This is a genomic window from Actinocatenispora comari, from assembly GCF_017312725.1.
Lineage (GTDB): Bacteria > Actinomycetota > Actinomycetes > Mycobacteriales > Micromonosporaceae > Actinocatenispora > Actinocatenispora comari.
In genome coordinates, this window is the sequence record NZ_BOPO01000133.1 from 33,152 (window position 1) to 54,440 (window position 21,289).

Below are 21,289 nucleotides of genomic sequence, written 5' to 3' on the forward strand. Positions count from 1 at the left end.
CACCGTACCGCCGCGCGCCGCCCCTTCCGCCCGGCCGAACGGCCGGCCCGTCCGCGGTCTCGACGGGCCTAACGGCGGCGCCCCGACCATCCGCCGCGTCGAGGAACCAGCGGGGGCACGGGTGGCGCGTGCGGGCGGCGGGTCAGAGCTGGCCGAGGTGGAAGCGCAGGCCCTGGTCATCGGCGCAGTCGGCGGTCAACCCGTACGGCTGACGCTGCGGGTCGCTCGCCGTACCGCCGTGCGCCCGGACCGCCGCCACCGCCGCCGCGACGTCGTCGACCCGCCACAGCGGTACCGCGGTCGCCCGCTCGTGCCCGCCGGACAGCCCGGTCATCGGTACCGGTCCCTCGACCTGCCAGCCGTCGGCGACGGTGCCGGGCGCGAACCGCCAGCCCAGCACCGATCCGTAGAAGGCGCGGGCCTTCACCGAGTCGACCACCTCCAGCGTGAGGTAGCCCAGATCGCCGCGCCGGCGGCCGTTCGCGGGCGGGCGGGTGCCCACCGGGCCGGCCGGCGGCTGGTACACCGCGAACGCGGTGTCCTGGTCGTCGACGCACTCGACGACCGTGCCGAACGGTTCGGCGACCGGCTCGCCGGCGCTGCCGCCCGCGGCGCGTACCGCGTCGGCCGCCGCGCGCGCGTCGGCCACCGCGTAGCAGCAGAACAGCGTCGGGCCCTCGGCGGTCGACCACAGCCCGATCGCCGGCAGCTGCCCGGACACGTGCCGCCGGTGCCCGGCCGGCACGTCCCAGCCGAGCACCGCGCGGTAGAACCGGGCGGCCCGGTCCCGGTCGGGTACCCACAGCGACACGTACCCGACGTCGCCGGTCCGGTACGCCGGTTCGGCCGCCGGGAGCGGCGAGTGCAGCCCCCAGCGGTGCCCGAACGGGTCGACGATCCACGCCATCCGCTCCCCGTACCCGTCGTACGGCGGGCGGTCCCCGGTGGCGCCGGCGTCGATCGCCGCGGCGCGGACCGCGTCGGCGTCGTGGACCGGCAGCATCAGGCTCACCGCGGCGGCGTTCGGCCGCGGCGCGGCGACGCCGATCTCCGGGTGCTCGTCGGCGAGGTAGAGCACGCCGTCGCCGAGGGTCAGTTCGGCGTGGCCGATCCGGCCGTCCGGCATGACGACCGGTTCGCCGTCGACCACCGCACCGAAAACCTCGGCGTACCAGTCGATCGCGGCTCGGGCGTCCGTGACGGCGAGGTAGGGCACGGCGGCCGGCCGCGGCGTGGTCGCGGTCTCGGCCGGGGCAATCGTGGTCATCGGGATCACTCCTGACGGCAGGGCCAGCGCCCGCTCGACGCGGGCGCGCAGCGTACGGGCGAAGGCCGGATCGGGGTCCACCGGTGTCACCGGCTCGCGCAGCTGCTCGAACGGGTCAGTCATCGATCTCCCCCTCTCCCTCGGCGTAGACGGTCCGGAACTCCCGCCGGGCCCGGACGAGCAGCGCCTCGGTGGCCCGGACGGTACGGTCCAGCAGCGCCGCGACCCGCGGTACCGGCAGGTCGTCGACGTAGCGCAGGGTCAGCGCGGCGCGGTGCTGCGGCGCGAGCCGGTCCAGCGTGGCGCGGGCGCGCAGCGCGTCCAGCCGGCCGTCCCACGGGTCGTCCTCGTCGGCGGTGCGTTCGAGCGCGACGGCCCGCAGGTTGCGCTGCTCGCGCTGCTGCCGGCGCCAATGGTCGGCGAGCTTGTGCCGGGCCACGCCGATCAACCAGCCGACGTCGATGCGCGGTGGCATGCCGCGGCGCACCGAGTCGACCGCGGCGAGGAACGTCTCGGAGGTCAGCTCCTCGGCCACCTCCCGGCGCCCGCAGCGGCGCAGCAGGTAGCCGTACACCTGCGGCAGTGCCGGGTCGTAGAGGGCCAGCAGTGCGCTGCCCGCGTCGTCGGCCGGAGCCTGCGTTCCGTCCACACCCTCATCGTCGTCGCGGGAGCCGAAACTCCGACGGTCTCCGCCGGAATCGTCCCGCGCGCGTGCCGGCTCGGCCGGCGGGCCGGCTCGTTCGCGGCCGGGTCAGCCGAGCGAGGTCGCCGCGGCGTGCAGCTCGCGCAGCGCGGCGAGCGCGTGGTGGGCCAGCCCCTGGTCGTCCGCGCGATCGCCCTCGATCCACTGCGCGTACCCGCGCTTGAAGGCGAGCAGGCCGAGCTCCGCCGCCAGCTGCGCGGTCGCCTCCGGTACGCCGCGGGCGAGCAGCGCGGTGGTCATCGCGGCGGCGAGCCCGATGCTCTTGAGCGCGTCCCGTTCCTGCAGTTCGGTGCTGGCCGCCACCGCGGCCTTCAGCCGCGGGCCGAGCTCGCGGTTCGCCGGGCCCATCGCGCCGGAGACGCGTTCCAGGCCGGCGCCGACCGCGGCCAGCGGGGTGGCGTCCGCGGGGGCCTCGGCGATGCCCTCGGCGAGCAGCCGGCTGAGCGTCTCCTGGCCGGCGACCAGCAGCTCCCGTTTGTCGGTGAAGTGCCGGAAGAAGGTGCTCTTGGTGACGCCGGCCCGCTCGGCGATCTGCGCGACGGTGGTGGCGTCGTAGCCCTGCTCGCCGAACAGGTCGACGGCCGCGACGATCAGCCGCTGGGTGGTCTCCGGTTGCCATCGCGCCATGGCCCACATCATAGGCGACGGGACAATGGTCCCATCACTGTGTAGAGTGACGGGACAAAGGTCTCGTCACTTCGGGAGTGCTCATGCAGGTCTTCGTCACCGGCGGTACCGGCACCATCGGCTCCGCCGTCGTCCCCGAACTGCTCGCCGCCGGGCACACCGTGCTCGCGCTGGCTCGCTCGGACACGTCCGCCCGGGCGCTCGCCGACGCCGGCGCCGCGGTGCTGCGCGGGCAGCTGAGCGACCGCGACGTGCTGCGCGCCGGCGCGGCCCGGTCCGACGGCGTGATCAGCCTCGCGTTCGGCACCGACTACAGCACCGAGGAGGCACTCGCCCGGTCGATCGCCGAGGAGACCGCCGCGCTCACCGTGTTCAGCGAGGAGCTGGCCGGCAGCGACCGCCCGCTGGTCACCGTGTCAGGTACCCCCTGGGTGCCCGGGCGAGCCGCCACCGAGGCCGACCCGCTACCCACGGAGGGGCCGGTGGGCGGTCGCGGCCGGGCCGTCACCGCACTGCTGGAGCGGGCGTCCCGCGGGGTGCGCAGCGCCGCCGTCCGGCTGCCCCGCACGGTGCACGCCGACGGCCGGGGCGGGTTCGCCGGGCTGCTGACCGAGCGGGCGCGCGCCACCGGGATCGTCGGCTACCCGGGTGACGGCACTCAGCGCTGGCCCGCGGTGCACGCGCGCGACGCGGCGGTGCTGTTCCGGCTCGTGCTGGAGTCGGCGCCGGCGGGCAGTGCGTGGCACGCGGTCGCCGACGAGGGCGACGCGGTGCGCGACATCGCGGCGGTCGTCGGCCGCCGGCTCGGCCTGCCGGTCGGGACGGTACCGGCGGAGAGCTTCGGGCCGTTCGGTCCGCTCTTCGCCCTGGACCAGCCGGCCACCAGCGTGCACACCCGCGAGGTGCTCGGTTGGCTGCCGCGCCATCCCGGCCTGCTCGCCGACCTGGAGAACCTGCGGCCCTGAGCACCTCCGGCTCGCCGGTGGATCACCGGTCGCCGCCATCGTCGTCGGGGTGCCGGATGCGGTGCCCGGCGGTGAGCGCGGCAGCCAGCTCGGCCCCATGCCGCCGGTACGCGTGGTCGTCGGGCACGCCGGAGTCGTGGCGTCGCCGGGCGGCCGTGATCCGCGCCACCGGGCCGGTGCCACGGTGGTTATCGGAACGCTGTTCCGATAAAGTAATCGGAACAGCGTTCCGCTAAATCGGCGGAGCCGTGCACCGGAAAGCAGCGGCAGCCATGCCCACACCCCAGCTCGAACAGCAACTGATCGCGATCAAGCCGATCACCGTTCCGCGCCTCGACCGCGGCCTCGACCTGCAGGTCAAGGTGACCGCACCCAGGACCGGCCGGCGGCTGCCGGTGATCGTGTTCTCGCACGGCAACGCCTGGTCGATGGACGGCTACGAGCCGCTCGTCGACCGCTGGGCCGCGGCCGGCTTCGTCGTCGTCCAGCCCACCCACCTCGACTCCCGCCGCAACGGCATCGGGCTCGACGATCCGCGGTACGGCACCATCTGGCGGGCCCGGATCGCCGATCTGCACGCGATCCTCGACCGGCTCGGCACGATCCTCGCCGAGGCGGACGGGCTGGACGCCCGGACCGACCTCGATCGGGTCGCCGTCGTCGGGCACTCCTGGGGCGCGCAGACCGTCGGTACCGTCCTCGGCGCGCGGGTGTTCGACGCGGCCGGCGTGCCGGGGGAGGACTTCCGCCACCCGGCGGCGCGGGCCGGCGTGCTGATCGCGGCGACGGGCACCGGTGACACGCTCACCCCGTTCGCGGCCGAGCACCTGCCGTTCATGCGGCCCGACTACACCACCCTGCGCGCGCCGGCGCTGGTCGTCGCCGGCGGCCGGGACCGCTCCGCGCTGTCCACCCGCGGGCCGGACTGGTTCACCGACGCGTACCACCTCGCCCCGGCGCCGAAGAGCCTGCTCACCGTCGCCGCCGGTGAGCACTCCCTGGGCGGCGTCGCCGGCGAGAGCGTCGCGGAGACCACCGACGAGGACCCGGACCGGGTCGCCCTGGTGGCGTCCGCGGTCACCGCGTACCTGCGTGCCGTGTTCGGGCTCGACCAGGACGGGTGGGCGGCGCTGCGGCGCGGGGCCGGTGACCGGTACGCCGTCGACGACAAGTGACAGCGGGCGTCCCCGGTTTCACGACGGGGCGCGGTGACCGGTACGGCATCGACGACTAGCGCCGGTGGGGCGTCCGGGCTCACGACGGGGCGCCGGTCGGGTGCGCCGACTCCCAGCGGCGCAACAGCTCGGCGAGGTACTGCTCGGCGGTGCCGGCGAAGGTCGCGTCGTTGCTGCCCCGGCGGACCAGTTCGAGGGCGCGGTCCGGGCCGACCCGCAGCATCGTCGCCGAGCCGGACGGGATCGCCGGGTCGCGGTCCGGATCGCCGTCGACGACCAGCAGCCGGTCGTCGAACGCCGCGTTCGCCGCGCCGGCCGTGACCGCCACCGGGCCGCCGGTGCGGTTGGCGCTGCTGGCATAGAGGTGACCGTGCCGGTCGAGAAGCCCGCGGATCCGGGCGGGGAACCCGAGCATCAGGCCGAGCCAGCCCTTCGACGTGGACGGTCGCAACCAGGCCGGTGCGTCGTCGCCGACCGGAAGCAGCAGGTTGAGGGAGTGCTCGGCGGCGAGCCACCGGGCGAGGTCCCGGGTGTCCTCGTCGAGCAGCAGGAACGGTGTCACCGTCGCGAAGTCGGCGACCGCCGTACCGACGGGTTGGTCGGCCGGTCTGCCCTTCGCGAGGTTGACCGCCGCACCGTCGCGGCCGACCACGCCGTACGCGCGGGGCGGCGCGAACGGCACCACCACGGGCCGGCCCGCCGCCAGCTCGCTGTTCGCGGACCGGATTCCGGCCGCGGTTGCCGGCACGATGGGCATGACGGTCACCTCCGAGCGACGGGGCGTCAACGGAAGGGTCTCAGAGCGGCCGGCGGCTGCCGCGGGCCGCACCGTGCCGGCGGTTCGCGCGGACGCCGGGTGCGCCGGTCGGACCGGCCGGTGCGTCGTCGCCGAACTCACAGAGGTTCGTCGCTAGCCGGGACGCCGCGACGTCTGTCACCATATCCGCAGCGACGGCCGTCGATCTGTTGCAAAGAGCAGATCGGCTGGTTAGGTTAGCCTTTCCTGAAGGTTCAAGTGCGGTGGTGGCCGCCGGGGGTGGCCGGTGACTGGTGCGATCGGTTCCGACGACGCGGTGCGGGCGCTCGACGCCCGGCTGCGCGCGCACGCCTCCGCGGCCGACGAGGTGCACGACCCCATCGAGTACCCGACCGCGCCGGTGGCGAACCCGCAGTTCGCCGCCGCGGTACGGGCCGTGGCCCGGCTGGAGCGGTCCACGATCCCGCGGCTGCGCCGGATGCTCGTCTCGCCGACTCACCTGGACGCGCGACTGACCGCGTTCTTCTCCACCTGGGCCTACGAGCGGTACTGGATCGCCGACCGGCTCGACCAGCTCGGCGCCGCCCACGCGGGCGACGGCACCGCCGGTATCCCGGCCGACGGTGCGGAGCCGCCCGTCGATCGGGCCGCACTGCGCCGGGACCGGCGCGAGCGGGTGTGGCTGCTCGGTACGGCGATCGCCACCAACCTGGTCGGCCCGCCGATGGTCGCCGTGCACGTCCTGCAGTGCCTGGTCGACGAGTGGGTGCTCGACGAGGTGTACGCGGCGTTGACCGCCGAGGTGCCGGACGACCGGTCGGCCGAGGTGGTCGCGGACATCCGGCGGGTGAAGGCCGAGCACGCCGAGATCCTGCGGCTGGCGTTCGCGCTGCGACTGCCGGAGCGGGGGAACGGACGGCGGCTGGTCGCCCTGGCACTGCGCCGGATCGGCTGGCCGGCCGACGCCGGGCTCGGCGCCGCGCACCTGCGCGCGCTGCGCCGGCTGGTACGCGGCGACCCCGGGAGCCTCTCCCGCATCACGGAACGGATCAACGCGCTCGGCCTCGGCGGGTACCGGGTCGCGCTGCTGGCACCGAGGCGCAGCACCGTCCTGCGCATCCGAAGGGTGAAGTGACCATGGCGTTCGACACCACGAAGTTTGCCCGCGACTCCAGACGGATGGACTGGCAGGATCTCGACTTCGCCAGCTTCCGCACCGATCCGCTGCCCCCGGAGACGCTGCGCTGCCTGCGGTACATGTGCGACATCGAGTTCCACACCGTCTGCTACATGCGCGACATGCTGATGACCCCGTCCCAGGTCGACGGCGAGGTCAACACGTTCATGACGATCTGGAACCGGGAGGAGTACTGGCACGGCGAGGCGCTCGCCGCGGTACTCGGCGAGCACGGCATCACCGTCGACTACGACGCGCTGAAGGCCACCCGGTTGCGCGCCGGCTGGAAGGACAAGCTGGCCCCGGTCCGGCAGGCGCTGGCCGGGATGCTCGTCGGCGCCGACTTCATCGCCGTACACATGAGCTGGGGTGCGGCGAACGAGTGGTCGGCGGCGGCCGCGTACCAGCGGCTCGCGGCGATGGAGTCGCACCCGGCGCTGAGCCCGTTGCTGCGCCGGATCGCCAAGCAGGAGACCCGGCACGTGGCGTTCTACGCCTCGCAGGCACGTCGCCGGCTGGAACGCAGCCGCAAGGCGCAACTGCTCACCCGGTACGCGCTGCGCAAGTTCTGGGGCCCGGTCGGCTCCGGCGTGATGCCCGACGCGGAGGTCACCCACGTGATGGGCCACCTGTTCGCCGGAGCCGCCGGTGGTGAGCAGATCGACCGGATCGACGGGCACATCGGCAACCTGCCCGGGATGAAGGGGCTGACGATCCTGCGGGACGCGTTCAGGTCGCGCCGGATCCCGCTGGGAGCCCACTGATCCCGCCGGCGCCGGGGTGACTCCCGGTCAGGACAGCCAGCGCAGCGCGGCGTCGGCGCAGTCGTCCGGCGTGCTGTCGAACGCGATCGCCGCGGCCGGCGCGTGCCGCCGGACCAGGTTGATCACCCGCTCGAACAGCTCCAGCAGCGGTTCGTAGGTGCGGATCCCGGCCCCGATCACCACGCACTCGTAGTCGCCGCCGCGCAGTGCCGCGGTGATCGTGGCCTCCGGGGAGTCGTCGAGGTCGACCAGGCACCAGTCGGCGTCCACGTCGAGTGCCCGGGCGCGCTCCTTCCCCCGGGCGATCGCCGCCAGCACCGGCTCCGGATCCCAACCGTGCAGCCGGGCCGGATCTAACCCCACCACCAGTACCCGTCCCATCGCGCACCTCCCGCCCCATCGTCCCGCGGCCGGTGGGTCAGGGGCGGGTCGGTTCGTCGATCGGCAGATCGGTGGAGTGGGTGGGTGCCGCATCGAGGGCGGCGAGGGCGTCGTCGGGGAGCTCGACGCTGCCGGCGGCGATGTTGGCCGCCAGGTGCTCGATGCTCGCCGTACCGGGGATGAGCAGGGTGTTGGCGGAGTGCCGGAGCAGCCAGGCCAGGCCGACCTGGGCGGCGGTGACGCCGAGCGACTCGGCGACGGCGACGACGGCCGGTACGTCCGCGACGTGGGTCATGCCCGGGAACGCGCCGCCGAGCGGGAAGAACGGTACCCAGGCGATCTGCTCGGCCTGGCACAGCCGCAGCGTCGCCTCGTCGTCCCGGGCGACCAGGCTGTACGCGTTCTGCACGCAGACGATGCCCGCCGGCAGCGCCCGGCGCAGCTCGTCCTCGGTCACCCCGCTGAGCCCGATGGCGCCGATCTTGCCCTCGTCGCGCAGCGCGGTCATCGCGGCGAGCTGGTCGTCCAGCGCGACCACCTGGTCGCCGGTGGCGCGGATCCGGGGGCCGTTGTCGCCGAGCCGGCGCAGGTTGACCACCGGGATCTGGTCCAGGCCGAGGCTGCGCAGGTTGTCCTCGACGCTGGCGCGCAGTTGCTCGGGCCGCTGGGCGGGACGGATCGGGATGCGGGCGCCCGGATCGGGGTCGGCGCCGACCTTGGTGACGACCACGATGCCGTCCGCCGGCCGGTACGCGTCGCGGATCAGCTCGTTGACGTACCCGTCGCCGTAGAACTGCGCGGTGTCGACGTGGTCGGCGCCGAGCTCGGCCGCTCGGCGCAGTACGGCGAGGGCACCGGCACGGTCGTCGGGCAGCCGGTCCAGCTGCATCGCGCCGTACCCGATGCGGGAGACGGTGTGCCGGCCGAGCGTCCCGGCCCCGCCGGCGTGCGGCGCGCCGAGTCGGGTCCGGTCGGCGGCGGCCTGGTGGCTCGTGCCGGCTGGGTACGGACGGTTCGTGGGCATGGCGACCTCCGGTGTGCGACGATGGACCTAAGCGGAATTACCTCCGCTTCATCGACGGTAGCACTGTTCTGGAGGTGCCTCCGCTTTGGCTGGGGAGAAATCCGGGGAGAAGACCGCCCGGGCGCCGCGCGCCGACGCGCAGCGCAACCGGGACAAGCTGGTCCGCGCCGCCCGGGCGGCGTTCGCCGACGCCGACGGTCCGGTACCGCTGGAGGACATCGCCCGCGACGCCGGCGTCGGCGTCGGCACCCTGTACCGCAACTTCCCGACCCGGGAGGCGCTGGTCGAGGCGGTGTACGCGAGCGAGCTGGCGGCGCTCACCGACAGCGCCGACGAGCTGCTGGAAAGGCATCCGCCGGACGTGGCGCTGCGGGCCTGGATGGGCGGGTACGCGCGGTTCTTCGCCGCGAAGCGGGGGATGGCCGACACCCTGCGTGCCGGCTGGGCCAGCGGCCGGATCGCCACGCCGAACACCCGGGAACGGCTCAGCGTCGCCATGGGACGCATCCTCGACGCCGGCGCCGCCGCCGGCGTGCTGCGCGCCGACGCCGACCCGTACGACGTGACCACGATGCTGCTGGGCAGCTTCCTCGCGACCGCCTCCGGCGACAACGCGGACCGCATCGACCCGATGCTCGACCTGCTCGTCGACGCGCTCCGCCCGCCCCGAGCCTGACCATCGCCGCGCCGCCGGGGCCGGCAACGGGTTACCGTGAGCCGGTCGCGACCGGTGGTGCCGCGACGGTACGGGGGTGGCGGTGTTCGGCCTCGGCGGAGTGCGTACGGGTGGGGGCAACCGGCGTCGGCCGGTTCCGGTGCGGCGGGTGGCGGTCTCGGCGGCGGGCGCGCTGACGCTCCTGGTGCTGGCGGCCGGTTGCGGCGGCGAGCCGGCGGACGGTGCCCGGCCCGGTGCCGCGCCGGGCGCGTCGCGGTCCGGCGGCCACCCCGGCTCGCCGGACAAGCGCCAGCCGGAGGGCGCGTCGGTGGCGCCGAGCGCGTCCTGCGGTGTCGACGCGAACCTCGTCCCGAGCTGCGGCGCCTGGTTGGGGATCTGGCCGCGTACCACCGCGTCCGGCGCGAAGAGCACCGACCTGCGCGGCAACCTGGCCGGCATCGAGCGCCGGCTGGGGCAGCCGATCACGCTGGTCAGCCGGTACTACGGGTGGAACCAGCTGCCCGCGGACGCCACCGACCAGGCGTGGCGCGACTCCGATCACCTGGTGCTGATGGATCTGCGGGCCCGTGACTTCGGCACCGACCGGTACACCTCGTGGGCGTCGATCGCCGCCGGCGACCACGATGCGTACCTGCGGAAGGTGGGCCGGCGGCTGGCCGACTACGGCGCGCCGGTGCTGTTCTCGTTCAACCAGGAGCCGGAGCAGGAGCTGGAGCGGGGCAGCTCGGTCGCGGGCAGCGCGAAGGACTTCGCCGCCGCGTACCGGCACGTGCACGACGTGGTGGTCGCCGCCGGCGCGCACAACGTGCGCTTCGTGTGGTGGGTGATGGGCTCGATGGGCCACACCGCCTGGTACCCGGACCTGTACCCGGGCGACGGGTACGTCGACTGGGTCAGCTACGACCCGTACGACTTCAACACCTGCCACCGCACCGACCCCGAGACGCCGGCACAGTCGGTACTGCCGTTCCTGCACTGGCTGGCGCACAGCGGCCTGGGCGACGGCAAGCCGGTCATGCTGTCGGAGTTCGGCTCGAACGGGTCGGCCCGCGGCGACTGGTACCGCGGGCTCGGCGAGCTGGTGCGCAAGACCACCCGGATCCGCGGCCTGATCTCGTTCGACTCGTCGGTCGCCGGCTGTGACACCCGGGTCACCAGCACCGACGACAACTGGTCCGGTTTCCGGTCGATCGCCACCGATCCGTACTTTCGCCCGCCCTACCCCGGTGGTGCCCGCTGACCGGGCCCTACCGGTGGCGGTGGTGCATCGACAGGACCGGAGCGGTCGTGTCGCATCACCGACAGTGCGTTCTTACTGACCGAATGGTGGATTCCGGGAACGTACCGAGGTTTGCGAAGGTGCGCTGAGCGGCCCGACAGGACCTCTCGTGGTGCGCGCCGGCCGGGTCATCGGCGTCACGCGCGCCGTCACACCAGACGCTGGAGGCGCGTCCCGTGAACCTGCCCTCGATCCATCGTCGTGCCCGCGTCTGGGTCTCGGCCGCCGCGCTCGGTGCCGCGGCCCTGCTCGGCTCGGTGCTGGTACCGACCGGCGCGGCCCAGGCGGCGCCGGTGCCGCATTCCGCGCCCGGCACGCTGGTCTCGACGAACCCGGACGACCGCACGCCGAACGCGCGCGACGGCGAGACCCGCGCGTTCGCCCGGATCGGCTCGACCGTCTACGTGGGCGGCACGTTCAGCCAGATCCGCGCCGCGGGCGCGTCCGCGTGGACCTCCCGGTCCTACCTGTTCGGCTACGACGCGGACACCGGCGCGATCTCGACCACCTTCCTGCCGCAGCTCAACGGCGCGGTCAACGCGCTGGTCGCGAGCCCGGACGGGAAGCTGATCGTCGGTGGCGCGTTCAACACGGTCAACGGTGTCAGCCGCAAGCAGCTGGTCGAGCTCGACCCGTCGACCGGCGCCACGGTGACGGCCTGGGACGCGCACTCCGACGGCGGCGTGGTGCGCACCCTGGCACTGCACGACAACCAGCTCTACGTGGGCGGCGCGTTCCACTGGCTCAACGGCACCCAGCACTCGCTGCTGGGCCGGATGGACGCCACCACCGGGCAGATCGACCCGTCGTTCCAGGTCGACGCGAGCGTGCCGCGGTCCGGCTCCGAGTACGTGTGGACGATGGCGGTGTCGCCGGACGGCGCCACGCTGGTAGTGGGCGGCAACTTCACCCAGGTGAACGGGCAGGCCCGCAACCAGCTCGCGATGGTCGACCTGACCGGCACCCCGCAGCTCGCCGACTGGTCCACCCAGCGGTTCGTCGATCCGTGCTACAGCGGCTCGTTCGACAGCTACGTGACCGGCATCGACTTCTCCGACGACGGCAGCTACTTCGTGGTCAGCGCCAACGGCGGCCGGGGTACCACCGGTGACTGCGACGCGGTCAGCCGGTGGGAGACCGCGACCCGGGGCAGCGACATCGAGCACACCTGGGTGGATCGCACCGGTACCGACTCGGTCACCTCGATCCTCGCCGTCGACGGCGTCATCTACGCGGCCGGCCACTTCCGCTGGCTCAACAACGCCAACGGCAACGACGCCGCCGGCGACGGTGCGGTCGACCGGCTCGGCATCGCCGCGCTGGACCCGGTCAACGGCCTGCCGCTGAACTGGAACCCGCGGCGCAGCGCTGGCAGCAACCTGCCGTCCGGCGCCACCGCCTGGGGTTCCAACGTGCCGGTGCTGTGGCGCGGTCCGGACGGCGTCTACTTCGGCCAGAACTCCGACGGGATGGGCAACGAGTACCACGGCCGGCTCGGCATGTTCCCCACCGCCGGCGGTCGCGCGATCAGCACCGACAACGGGGCGACCGGCGACACCGGCTACCTGTACCTCGGCGCGGGCAACGGCGCGCTGACCAAGGTGCCGTACGACGCGGGCACGCTCGGCACCCCGGCGAGCACCAGCCAGCCGAACCTGGTCGACGCGCGGGCCGCGTTCCCGGTCGGCAACAAGCTCTACTGGGCCCGCTCCGGCGTGACCAACCAGCTGCAGTTCTCCACCTTCACCGGCACCGTCGGCGCGCCCTGGACCAACGGGTACGACGATTGGTTCCAGGCCGCCAACATGAACGGCGCGTTCCTGCTCGACGGCCGGATGTACTACACCGTCGGCAACGCCGACACGCTCTACTACCGGTACCTGGAGCCGGACAGCTACGTGGTCGGCTGCACCTACCTGAGCGTGCCGACCACCGGGGTCGCCTGGAGCAAGGTGCGCGGGATGACCTACGTGAACGGCACCATCGTCTACGGCTACACCGACGGGACGCTGCGCTCGGTGCCGTTCGACCCGGCCGCCGCGACCGCGGTGGACGGGAGCGCCGCGACCACCGTGGCCACCGCCGGCGGCGGGCTGACCTGGTCGAACCAGACGCTGTTCTTCGCGACCCGATGAGATCCGACACCGGCGCGGCGCCGGTCACCGTCAACCCGCCGGAGCGGTACGCCCTGGCCGCGAAGGCACCGGGTGCGGTGCGCGCGCTGTACGCGGCCCGCCGCGCCTGGTACCGGCTGCGGTACCGGCGGCTGACGCTCGGCGACGGGGTGCAGATCCGCGGCCGGATCCGGCTGCGCCGTGGGGTGACGGTGACCATCGGCGACCGGTGCCGGATCAACAAGCACGTCCGGTTCGCCGGTACCGGGCGGATCACGGTCGGGCCCGACACGCTGCTCAACGACAGCTGGATCGGCTGCTGGAGCACCGTGACGGTCGGCGCCCGCTGCCTGCTGTCCGACTGCCAGATCGTGGACAACGACTTCCACCACGTCGACCCGGCCCGCCGGCACGATCCGCCGGACGCGTCGACGAAGGCGCCGATCTCGATCGGCGACAACGTGTGGATCGGCAGCAACGCGATGGTGCTCAAGGGCGTGTCCATTGCAGCCGACAGCGTCGTCGGTGCGGCGTGCGTGGTCCGTTCCGACGTACCGGCGCGCTGCGTGGTCATCGGAAACCCGCAACAGGTGGTCAAGAGGTTCGATGTCTGATCGACTGGGCACCCGCGACATCCCTTACGGCGACGCCGATCCCGCCGCCACACCGACGATGACACTGACCCAGCTGCTGGCCGTACCGCGGCGGCGGTGGCGCTGGGTGCTGGCCTGCGCGCTGCTCGGCGTCGCCGCGGTCGCCGGCTACCTGACGCTGCTGCCCGCCACGTACACGGCGACCGCGGTGGTCACGGTCCGCGCGGTGGTCACCGACCCGTTCAGCTACCCGGGGCCGGGCGCCGACCGGGCGGTCAACATGAACGTGGAGACCGGCATCGCCACCGGCAGCCGGGTCGCCGACGCGGTCGCGAAGGCGACCGGCAGCAGCCGGGCCGCGGTCGACGACGCGCTGAAGGTCGAGGTGCCGGTCGGTGGCCAGGTGCTGCGGTTCGAGTACGCGGCGCGCAGCTCCGCCGACGCGATCCGCGGCAGCAACGCCGCCGCCCGTGCCTACCTGCAGGTACGCCGGGACGACTACCGGGACCAGCAGCAGCGCCGGCTGGCCGGGTACGACGCCACGCTGAAGAAGCTGAACAGCAAGCTGGACGCCGCCGAGAAGGACGCCAGCAAGAACGGCCAGGTGGGTCAGAACGGCGGTACCGGCAACGACACGACCCGCGCGCTCAACGACCAGATCAGTACCGTCACCGAGCGGCGCGCGGACGTGGCCGCGATCGACCTGACGCCGGGCACGCTGACCAGCCCGGCGGCGGCACCGGTGCCGTCCAACCACGACCGGCCGCTGCTGTTCGGGCTGGCCGGGCTGCTCGGCGGCGCGCTGCTGGGTGCGGCGGCGAGCTTCGTCCGGGAGTCCACCGACCGCCGGGTACGCGGCGCCGCGGACGTCACGATCGCCGTGGCCGCACCGCTGCTCGGGGTGGTACGGCGGGGCAACCGGACGCCGGCGCGGGCCCGGCACGCCGACGTGGACCACGTGGCGCTCGCGGTGGCCCGGCTCGGCGCCGACGGCCGGCCGGTGATGCTGCTGTCGGCCCGCGACGACGAGGGCCGCGCCGACCTGTCCGCCGACGTGGCGGTGGCGCTGGCCGGGTTCGGCCGGGACGTCTTCCTGGGCGACGTGGTCGGCACCGGCAGCGAGCTGTGCGCCCGGGTCCGCGGCGCGTCGACCGGCCGGCCGCGCGACTCGGTGCGGGTGGATCCGTCCGCCGACGCGAACACCCCGACGCCGGAACGGATCGCGGCCCAGCGCGCCACTGCCGACCGGATCGCCGGCCAGCGCACCGGTACCGACCGCGGCACGCTCGAGGCGGCCGCGGACCTGACCGACACGGTGCAGTTGCCGGCGATGCGGCTGGCCGAGGGCAGCGCCGACCGCGGCACGGTACGGGCGCCGGTCAACGGCACCCCGCGGCGGATCGTCAGCATCCGGCCCGATTCCGACGATGCGTTGAGCGCCCGGCCGATCCCGGTGGTACCGGTCGGCAAGGGCACCGTGGCGGTCGGCCCGGCCGGCGCCGCGCCGCACGACGCCGGGTTGGTGCTGCTCGACGCGCCGCCGCTGGACGACGACGCCCGCGGCGTCCGGATGCTCGCCGACGCGCAGGGCGTCCAGCTGGTGCACGCCGCGGCCGCGGTGCTGGTGGCCGTGCCACACCGGACCAAGCTGGCCGAGCTGCGGCGCGCCGCCGACCGGCTCGCCACCGCCGGCTGCCCGGTGTCCGGCGTGGTCCTGGTCCGGGGCCGACCGTGACGGCGCAGCCGCCGGTCAGCGTGGTCATCGCCACCTGCGACCGGCCCGGCAAGCTGGAACGTGCGGTGCGCGCCGTGCTCGACCAGGACTACGCCGGCAGCGTGCAGTGCCTCGTCGTGTACGACGGGGTCGAGGTGCGACCGCTCGCCGTCGACGTGCCGCCGGGCCGGGAGCTGGTGCACCTGGCCAACGCCCGCACGAAGGGGCTGCCCGGTGGCCGCAACACCGGCTGCGACGCGGCGTCCGGCGAGCTGCTGGCGTTCTGCGACGACGACGACTGCTGGCAGCCGGACAAGCTGCGCCGCCAGGTCGAGGCGCTGCTCGCCGACCCGGCCGGTGTCGCGGTGACCTGCGGGGTGCGGTTGGCGGGCCCCGGGATCGACCGGGACCGCCCCGGCCCGACCCGCCCGGTCACCCTGGACGACCTGCTCGCCGACCGGATCATGGAGGTGCACCCGTCCACCCTGCTGGTGCCGCGCTCGACGGTGGCGGCGGCCGGGCCGGTCGACGAGGACATTCCCGGCGGGTACGCCGAGGACTACGAGTGGCTGTTGCGCATCGCCGCGCTGGGGCCGATCGCCGTGGTGCCGGCGCCGCTGGTGGTGGTCGAGTGGCACGGCGGGTCGTTCTTCTTCGGCCGCTGGGCCACGATCGTCGACGCGCTGCGCTACCTGCTGGAGCGGCATCCGGAGTTCGCCCGCAGCAAGCACGGCACGGCCCGGATCCGGGGTCAGATCGCGTTCGCGCTGGCCGCCTCGGGTCGGCGCCGGGAGGCGCTGCGCGAGCTGCGGACCGTGGCCCGGCTCAACCCGGCGGAGAAGCGGATCGCGGCGACCATGCCGGTACTGGCCGGGCTGGTGTCGGGGGAGCGGGTGCTGGCGCTGGCGCAGTCGCGGGGCCGGGGTGTCTGAGTACGCCGCGCTGGCCCGCACCGCACCGCTGCCGGCCTGGCCGCTGGTGCTGATGTTCGGGCTGGTACCGGTGTGGTGGCTGGCCGGCGCGTTCTACCTGGTATGGCCGGTGTTCGGGCTGCTGCTGGCCGGGCTGCTCGCGGCCCGGGGCGGGGTCCGGCTGCCCACCGGGGCGCCGGTCTGGCTGCTGTTCTGCGCGATCGCGGCGCTGAGCCTGGTGGAGGTCGAGCGGGTCACCGAGGTGGCCACGGCGCTGCTGCGACTGGCGTTCTACCTGACCGCGCTCGCGGTCGGCGTCTACGGGTACACGCTGGCCCGCGAGCGCGGGGTGCGGGTGTTGTGGCTGCCGCTGATGCTGTTCTGGGCGTCGCTCGCGGCACTCGGCTGGGTCGGCGTGCTCGCACCCGGCCTGTCGTTGGCCACGCCGGTCGAGCGGCTGCTGCCGCACGGGCTGGCCGCCGCCCCGTACGTGCACGACATGGTGCACGCGAGCGGCGCGGAGCTGCGCGCCGACGGGGTGTCGACGCTGCGCCCGTCCGCGCCGTTCCCGTACACGAACCTGTGGGGCAGCTGCTTCGCGATCCTGCTGCCCGCGGTGCTGGCGTGCGTGGCGTCGCTCCGGGCCGGCTGGCCGCGGCGGCTGCTGATCCTGTCGGTACCGCTGGCGCTGCCGCCGGCGTTCCTGACCCTCAACCGGGGCATGCTCGTCAGCCTCGGCATCGGGCTGGTGTTCGTCGCGCTGCGGGCGGTCCGGCGGGGCCGGCCGCGGCTGCTCGCCACCATCGCCGTGCTGGGCGTCGTCGCGGTCGCGCTGACCTGGTTCATCCCGATCGACACGCTGATCGCCGCGCGCACCGAGACCAGCGACAGCACCGCCGACCGGCTCAGCCTGTACGGCGAGGTGCTGCACCGCATCGTCGACTCGCCGCTGCTCGGGTTCGGCGCCCCCACCACCGTCGACACCACCAGCGCGCCGGCCCCGGTGGGTACCCAGGGGCAGTTGTGGATGGTGTTGTACAGCAACGGGATCCCGGCGCTCGCGGTGTTCCTGGGCTGGTTCCTGGTGACGGTACGCGCCGGGTTGCGGCTGAGGCGCCCGGCCGGGCTGTGGCTGTCCGCGGTGCCGCTGATCGCGCTGGTGCAGCTGCCGTTCTACGGCCTGAACTACCAGAACCTGTCCGTGCTGTTCCTGGTCGCCGGCGCGATCGCCGCCGCGGCCACGCCCCGGGTGCGCCGCGCCGCGATCGAGCGCGCCGCGGTGCGCCCGCCGGTACCGGTGGGGTCCCGGTGACCGCGCCGGCCGGCCGGCACCGCGCCACCGCGGCCCGCCTCGTCCCGGATCCCCGGGGCCGCAACGGTACGCGGCCGGCGGGCGGCAGCGGCGCGACCCCGGCGGGTGGCGGCGGTACGGACGGCGGGGAGAGCGTCCGGCGCAGCGCGCGCAGCGGCGCGCTCGGTCTCGCCGGTGCCGCGGTGAGCGGGCTGTTCGGGTTCCTGCTGACCGTCGTGGTCACCCGCGGCTTCGGTACCGCCGGGTCCGGCGCGTTCTTCGCCCTGGTCGGCGTGATCACCGTCGCCGGCGCGCTGTGCTGCCTCGGCGCCGACACCGGGCTGATCTGGGCGCTGCCCCGCTGGCGCGACCGCGGGGTGCGGATCCTGATGGTGGCGCTGGTCCCGCCGTTGCTGGCATCGGTGCTGCTCGCCGGCGCGGTCGCCGCCGCGGCGGGTGCGCTCGCGCCGCGGCTTCTGCCGGACGCGGGCGGCGACGGCGTGGTGCTGCTGCGGCTGGTCGCCGCGGCGCTGCCGGTGGCGGTGGCCATGACCCTGCTGCTGGCCGCGGTCCGGGCGGTACGGCCGATCCGGCACTACGTCGCGGTCCAGTTCCTGCTGCTGCCGATCAGCCGGCCGGTGCTGGTCGGTGCCGTCGCGCTGGCCGGCGCCGGACTGGTCGCCGCCGCGATCGGTTGGCTGGTACCGGTCGCGGTCGCGGTGCTGGTCTGCGCCGCGATGCTGGTGCCGGCGCTGCGCGGGGCCGGCGGCGCTCGACCGGACGGTACCGACTGGCGCCGGTTCTGGGGCTTCGCGTCCGCACGGGCGGCGTCGGCGGCGATCGACGCGGCGAGCATGTGGGTGGGTGTGCTGCTCACCGCGGCCCTCGCCGGGCAGTCCGAGGCCGGCGTGTTCGGCGCGGTCGGCCGGTACGTGCTGGCCGGTCAGCTCGCGATGCAGGGGCTGCGGGTGGCGGTGGCGCCGCAGCTTTCCGCGCTGCTGGGCGCCGGCCGCCGGGCCGACGCCGCGGCGGTGCACCGGCAGACGACGACCTGGGTGATCGTGCTGTCCTGGCCGGTCTACCTGCTCCTGGCGTTCTTCGCGCCGGGTTTCCTGCGGCTGTTCGGCTCCGGGTTCACCGCGGGCACCGGCGCGCTGACCGTGCTGGCGGTGGCGATGCTGGTCAACGTCGGGCTCGGCAACGTGCAGACGCTGCTGCTGATGAGCGGCGCGAGCCGGATCCATCTGGCCGCGGCGGCGGCCGGCCTCGCCGTCACCCTCGGCGGCGGCATCGCGCTGATCCCGCGGTACGGGGCGCTCGGCGCGGCGCTCGCCTGGGCCGGCGGGATCGTGGTGGAGAACGTGTCCGCGGCGCTGGCCGCCCGCCGCGTGATCGGCGAGCCGTTGCTGTCCGCGGCGCTGGTCCGTACCGCGCTCGGCGTCGGCGCCGCGGTCTGCGCGGTCGGCGCGGCCGTCGCGGTACCGGCCGGTCGCGGCGTCCTGCCGCTGCTGGTCGCGGTCGGGGTGCTGGCGCTGGGCGCCGGCGGGGCGCTGGCCGTACCGGGAGTGCGCCGCCGGGTCACGGGGGTCGTCGCGACGTTGCGGCCCCGGCCCGGTGCGGTGTCGGAGAACAGGGAAGGGCGGTAGCCAGGTGGCGACGATCAAGGACCGGGTCAAGGAGCTCACCCCGGCGCCGGTGACCGGCGGAGTCAAGCGGGCCCTGGTGCGGTACGGCCAGGCCACCGCGTCGCGCCGGCCACTGCCGGACTTCCTGATCATCGGTACCAAGCGCGGCGGCACCACCTCGCTGTGGAACTACCTGCTGCGCCATCCCGGTGTGCCGCACCTGTTCCCGGCCTGGAACACCAAGACCTCGCACTACTTCGAGGAGAACTGGCACCGCGGCGTCGACTGGTACCGGTCGCACTTCCCGACCGAACGGCAGCGCGCGGCGCAGTCGGCCCGCTACGGCGGGCCGGTCCGTGCTGGCGAGGCGGCCCCGCTGTACATGTTCCATCCCCTTGCGCCGCAACGGGTGCACGAGCTGATGCCGCAGGTGCGGCTGATCGTGCTGCTGCGCGATCCGGTGGAGCGGGCGTACTCGCACTGGAAGGAGCGCCGCACCGAGGGCCACGAACCGCTCGACTTCGCCGCCGCACTCGCCGCCGAGCCGGCCCGTACCACCGGGGAGCGGGACCGGCTGATCGCCGAGGAGAACCACTTCAGCGAGCCGTACGACTGGCACACCTACCGGGCCCGCGGCCGGTACCTGGAGCACCTTGAGCCGTGGCTGGACCGGTTCGACCGGGGCCAGCTGCTGTTCCTGCCCAGCGAGTCGCTGTACCGGGATCCCGCCGCGACCTACCGCCGGGTGCTGGAGTTCGTCGGGCTGCCGCCCTACGACCCGGGCGAGTTCCGGGTGTACAACGACCGCCGCTCGGCGCCGATGGACCCGGCGGTGCGCGCCGAGCTCACCGACTACTTCCGGCCGTACAACCGGGCGCTGTCCGAACGGCTCGGCATGCGGTTCGACTGGGCGGACTGAGCACCGCGCCGGCACCGACCCCGGAACCGGCACGGCTTCGGCCGGCCCGGAACCGGGCCGCGGGTGTCACGGCTGGGCCAGGCGGTTCGCCAGCACGTCGAGGAGGTGGGGATGCAGCAGGGTGTTCCAGCCGGCGCCGGCGTCGGCGATGCGCCAGGTCCGCAGCCACAGCTCCAGCAGGTAGCAGTCCAGCACCGCGCGCTGCGCCCCGGCGTCCAGGCCGAGCATCGGCCCGTACCGGGCCAGCGCCGCCGCGGCGGCCTCGGTGGCGGCGGCCGCCGGTACCCCGTCGAGGGTCAGCGCGCGCTGGAAACCGTGGTGCGCCAGGTCGAACCCGACCGGTACGTCGGCGGCGTGGTGCTCCCAGTCCCAGGCGACCAGCCGGCCGCCGTGGGTGCCGAGGTTCCACGGCACCCAGTCGCCGTGCCAGTGCCCGAACTCCACCGCCACCTCGCCGTACCGTTCCCGCAGCGCCGCGGCGGTCCGGACCGCCCGACCGGCCCCGTCGCCACCGGCCGCCACCGCGCCGGTGGCGCCGTCGGCGAGTCCGATGAAGAACTCCGAACCGCGCAGCGGTCGGGGCCGCGTTGCCGCACCGCCGTTGCGGGCCACCGCGAGCAACTCGGTCGGGTACGGGTCGTCGGGCCGCGGCACCGCCCGCACGTCGGCCGGCAGCGGCTCGATCACCGCGATGCTGCGGTCCCGCCACTCCCCGGCGTACCGCAGCCGCGGTACGAACGGGAACCCGGCGCCGGACGGCAGCCCGGCCAGGGTCGCCGCCTCGGCCCGGACCAGCGCGCGGGTGGCACCGTTCCAGCCGATCTTCGCGTACCCGCGGGGTGCGCCGGTCGGGTCGAACAGCTGCACCGTCGGCTTGTGGTGCGGGTCCGGCGGCCGTACCCCGATCGCCGCGTGCAGCTCGCCACCGCCGAGACGCTCGGCGAGATGGTGCACCACGTACCGGTCCCGACCGTCCACATCGGACGGAATGGACACGGTCAGCGACGGCAGCACGCGGGCGGCGCCGGTGCGGGCCGCGGTGCCCAGCGCCCAGCGCAGCGCCCGGGTGCGCGGCTCGCGCAGCGCGTTGAAGCACAGCAGCGACGCCGCGGTCACCCGGGCCGAGGTCACCGGCAACAGGAACCGGGCCCGCGCCGCGTCCGGCACCACCGCGAACCGGCCCACCGTGCGCCAGCCGTCGGCGGGTGGCTCACCCGGTACCGACACCCGCACGTCTTCGCCGGCGAACAGCGCCCGGCACACCCACCCCAGCCCGCCCGTCCCAGCGCGCGGATCGCTCATCCACCCATCCCTTTCGCCCCTCGGA

General features: G+C 74.6%; 21 protein-coding genes. 13 read left to right on the forward strand and 8 right to left on the reverse strand.

Translation table 11 applies throughout. The features are described from left to right. Nucleotides 1-142: 142 nt before the first annotated feature. The 3 genes from NUM_RS33230 to NUM_RS33240 form a co-directional block, all read right to left on the reverse strand. Nucleotides 143-1,390: a VOC family protein gene (locus tag NUM_RS33230; RefSeq protein WP_207128888.1), complete on the reverse strand. Its 1,248-nt coding sequence runs from the start codon at nucleotides 1,388-1,390 to the stop codon at nucleotides 143-145. Then, a complete protein-coding gene (locus NUM_RS33235; RefSeq protein ID WP_207128889.1) occupies nucleotides 1,383-1,916 on the reverse strand; it encodes an RNA polymerase sigma factor in 534 nt (177 codons plus the stop codon). Before NUM_RS33235 ends, NUM_RS33230 begins: the two co-directional genes overlap by 8 nt. 102 nt (nucleotides 1,917-2,018) lie before the next feature. Further along, a complete protein-coding gene (locus tag NUM_RS33240) occupies nucleotides 2,019-2,597 on the reverse strand; it encodes a TetR/AcrR family transcriptional regulator (RefSeq protein ID WP_207128890.1) in 579 nt (192 codons plus the stop codon). An 83-nt stretch (nucleotides 2,598-2,680) separates the two neighbouring features. Between NUM_RS33240 and NUM_RS33245 the strand changes: the two genes are divergently transcribed. Further along, nucleotides 2,681-3,562 carry an SDR family oxidoreductase gene (locus tag NUM_RS33245; protein WP_207128891.1) on the forward strand — a complete coding sequence of 294 codons (882 nt, stop codon included), beginning with the start codon at nucleotides 2,681-2,683 and terminating at the stop codon, nucleotides 3,560-3,562. Between the two features lie 22 nt (nucleotides 3,563-3,584). Here the strand turns inward: NUM_RS33245 and NUM_RS33250 are convergent, their stop codons facing one another. Then, nucleotides 3,585-3,731, reverse strand: coding sequence for a hypothetical protein (locus tag NUM_RS33250; protein ID WP_207128892.1), 147 nt, complete (start codon nucleotides 3,729-3,731; stop codon nucleotides 3,585-3,587). Between the two features lie 103 nt (nucleotides 3,732-3,834). Here NUM_RS33250 and NUM_RS33255 point away from each other — a divergent pair, with 103 nt between their 5' ends. Beyond that, nucleotides 3,835-4,737 carry an alpha/beta hydrolase family protein gene (locus NUM_RS33255; protein ID WP_207128893.1) on the forward strand — a complete coding sequence of 301 codons (903 nt, stop codon included), beginning with the start codon at nucleotides 3,835-3,837 and terminating at the stop codon, nucleotides 4,735-4,737. A 79-nt stretch (nucleotides 4,738-4,816) separates the two neighbouring features. Here NUM_RS33255 and NUM_RS33260 read toward each other — a convergent pair whose 3' ends face one another. After that, nucleotides 4,817-5,494 carry a Sua5/YciO/YrdC/YwlC family protein gene (locus NUM_RS33260; RefSeq protein WP_207128894.1) on the reverse strand — a complete coding sequence of 226 codons (678 nt, stop codon included), beginning with the start codon at nucleotides 5,492-5,494 and terminating at the stop codon, nucleotides 4,817-4,819. A gap of 286 nt (nucleotides 5,495-5,780) precedes the next feature. Between NUM_RS33260 and NUM_RS33265 the strand changes: the two genes are divergently transcribed. Together NUM_RS33265 and NUM_RS33270 are read left to right on the forward strand one after the other, a co-directional pair. After that, entirely contained in the window at nucleotides 5,781-6,629 is an 849-nt protein-coding gene (locus NUM_RS33265; protein ID WP_207128895.1) for a hypothetical protein, read from the forward strand. A 2-nt stretch (nucleotides 6,630-6,631) separates the two neighbouring features. Next, a complete protein-coding gene (locus NUM_RS33270; protein ID WP_207128896.1) occupies nucleotides 6,632-7,435 on the forward strand; it encodes a hypothetical protein in 804 nt (267 codons plus the stop codon). A 27-nt stretch (nucleotides 7,436-7,462) separates the two neighbouring features. Here NUM_RS33270 and NUM_RS33275 read toward each other — a convergent pair whose 3' ends face one another. Continuing rightward, nucleotides 7,463-7,816: a hypothetical protein gene (locus NUM_RS33275; protein ID WP_207128897.1), complete on the reverse strand. Its 354-nt coding sequence runs from the start codon at nucleotides 7,814-7,816 to the stop codon at nucleotides 7,463-7,465. 37 nt (nucleotides 7,817-7,853) lie between these two features. Beyond that, nucleotides 7,854-8,840, reverse strand: a complete 987-nt coding sequence (locus tag NUM_RS33280) for an aldo/keto reductase (RefSeq protein WP_207128898.1) — start codon at nucleotides 8,838-8,840, stop codon at nucleotides 7,854-7,856. An 85-nt stretch (nucleotides 8,841-8,925) separates the two neighbouring features. On the opposite strand from NUM_RS33280, the gene NUM_RS33285 reads away from it, so the two are divergent. From NUM_RS33285 to NUM_RS33325, 9 genes are all read left to right on the forward strand, one after another. Then, nucleotides 8,926-9,516: a TetR/AcrR family transcriptional regulator gene (locus tag NUM_RS33285; protein ID WP_207128899.1), complete on the forward strand. Its 591-nt coding sequence runs from the start codon at nucleotides 8,926-8,928 to the stop codon at nucleotides 9,514-9,516. 148 nt (nucleotides 9,517-9,664) lie between these two features. Continuing rightward, the gene (locus NUM_RS33290; protein ID WP_207128900.1) at nucleotides 9,665-10,756 is read left to right on the forward strand and encodes a glycoside hydrolase family 26 protein; all 1,092 of its coding nucleotides are present in this window, start codon (nucleotides 9,665-9,667) and stop codon (nucleotides 10,754-10,756) included. A 215-nt stretch (nucleotides 10,757-10,971) separates the two neighbouring features. After that, nucleotides 10,972-12,930 carry a WD40 repeat domain-containing protein gene (locus tag NUM_RS33295; protein WP_225919020.1) on the forward strand — a complete coding sequence of 653 codons (1,959 nt, stop codon included), beginning with the start codon at nucleotides 10,972-10,974 and terminating at the stop codon, nucleotides 12,928-12,930. After that, entirely contained in the window at nucleotides 12,927-13,523 is a 597-nt protein-coding gene (locus NUM_RS33300; RefSeq protein WP_370467106.1) for an acyltransferase, read from the forward strand. The genes NUM_RS33295 and NUM_RS33300 overlap by 4 nt, the downstream gene beginning before the upstream one ends. Further along, on the forward strand, nucleotides 13,516-15,237 hold the full coding sequence (locus tag NUM_RS33305) for a Wzz/FepE/Etk N-terminal domain-containing protein (protein ID WP_207128901.1): 1,722 nt from the start codon (nucleotides 13,516-13,518) through the stop codon (nucleotides 15,235-15,237). Before NUM_RS33300 ends, NUM_RS33305 begins: the two co-directional genes overlap by 8 nt. Continuing rightward, a complete protein-coding gene (locus tag NUM_RS33310; RefSeq protein ID WP_207128902.1) occupies nucleotides 15,234-16,148 on the forward strand; it encodes a glycosyltransferase family 2 protein in 915 nt (304 codons plus the stop codon). The genes NUM_RS33305 and NUM_RS33310 overlap by 4 nt, the downstream gene beginning before the upstream one ends. After that, entirely contained in the window at nucleotides 16,141-17,439 is a 1,299-nt protein-coding gene (locus tag NUM_RS33315) for an O-antigen ligase family protein (RefSeq protein ID WP_225919021.1), read from the forward strand. The genes NUM_RS33310 and NUM_RS33315 overlap by 8 nt, the downstream gene beginning before the upstream one ends. After that, nucleotides 17,436-19,064 carry a lipopolysaccharide biosynthesis protein gene (locus tag NUM_RS33320; protein WP_207128903.1) on the forward strand — a complete coding sequence of 543 codons (1,629 nt, stop codon included), beginning with the start codon at nucleotides 17,436-17,438 and terminating at the stop codon, nucleotides 19,062-19,064. Before NUM_RS33315 ends, NUM_RS33320 begins: the two co-directional genes overlap by 4 nt. 4 nt (nucleotides 19,065-19,068) lie before the next feature. After that, complete coding sequence (locus tag NUM_RS33325; RefSeq protein ID WP_207128904.1) at nucleotides 19,069-19,962, forward strand: sulfotransferase domain-containing protein; 894 nt, start codon at nucleotides 19,069-19,071, stop codon at nucleotides 19,960-19,962. Between the two features lie 66 nt (nucleotides 19,963-20,028). Here NUM_RS33325 and NUM_RS33330 read toward each other — a convergent pair whose 3' ends face one another. After that, the gene (locus NUM_RS33330) at nucleotides 20,029-21,264 is read right to left on the reverse strand and encodes a hypothetical protein (RefSeq protein WP_207128905.1); all 1,236 of its coding nucleotides are present in this window, start codon (nucleotides 21,262-21,264) and stop codon (nucleotides 20,029-20,031) included. Nucleotides 21,265-21,289: the final 25 nt, after the last annotated feature.

Bases quoted from the DNA above. Each gene is read 5' to 3' on its own strand.
- NUM_RS33230 (WP_207128888.1), bottom strand. From the start codon at position 1,390: ATGACTGACCCGTTCGAGCAGCTGCGCGAGCCGGTGACACCGGTGGAC.
- NUM_RS33240 (WP_207128890.1), bottom strand. From the start codon at position 2,597: ATGGCGCGATGGCAACCGGAGACCACCCAGCGGCTGATCGTCGCGGCC.
- NUM_RS33245 (WP_207128891.1), top strand. From the start codon at position 2,681: ATGCAGGTCTTCGTCACCGGCGGTACCGGCACCATCGGCTCCGCCGTC.
- NUM_RS33255 (WP_207128893.1), top strand. From the start codon at position 3,835: ATGCCCACACCCCAGCTCGAACAGCAACTGATCGCGATCAAGCCGATC.
- NUM_RS33260 (WP_207128894.1), bottom strand. From the start codon at position 5,494: ATGCCCATCGTGCCGGCAACCGCGGCCGGAATCCGGTCCGCGAACAGC.
- NUM_RS33270 (WP_207128896.1), top strand. From the start codon at position 6,632: ATGGCGTTCGACACCACGAAGTTTGCCCGCGACTCCAGACGGATGGAC.
- NUM_RS33275 (WP_207128897.1), bottom strand. From the start codon at position 7,816: ATGGGACGGGTACTGGTGGTGGGGTTAGATCCGGCCCGGCTGCACGGT.
- NUM_RS33280 (WP_207128898.1), bottom strand. From the start codon at position 8,840: ATGCCCACGAACCGTCCGTACCCAGCCGGCACGAGCCACCAGGCCGCC.
- NUM_RS33300 (WP_370467106.1), top strand. From the start codon at position 12,927: ATGAGATCCGACACCGGCGCGGCGCCGGTCACCGTCAACCCGCCGGAG.
- NUM_RS33305 (WP_207128901.1), top strand. From the start codon at position 13,516: ATGTCTGATCGACTGGGCACCCGCGACATCCCTTACGGCGACGCCGAT.
- NUM_RS33330 (WP_207128905.1), bottom strand. From the start codon at position 21,264: ATGAGCGATCCGCGCGCTGGGACGGGCGGGCTGGGGTGGGTGTGCCGG.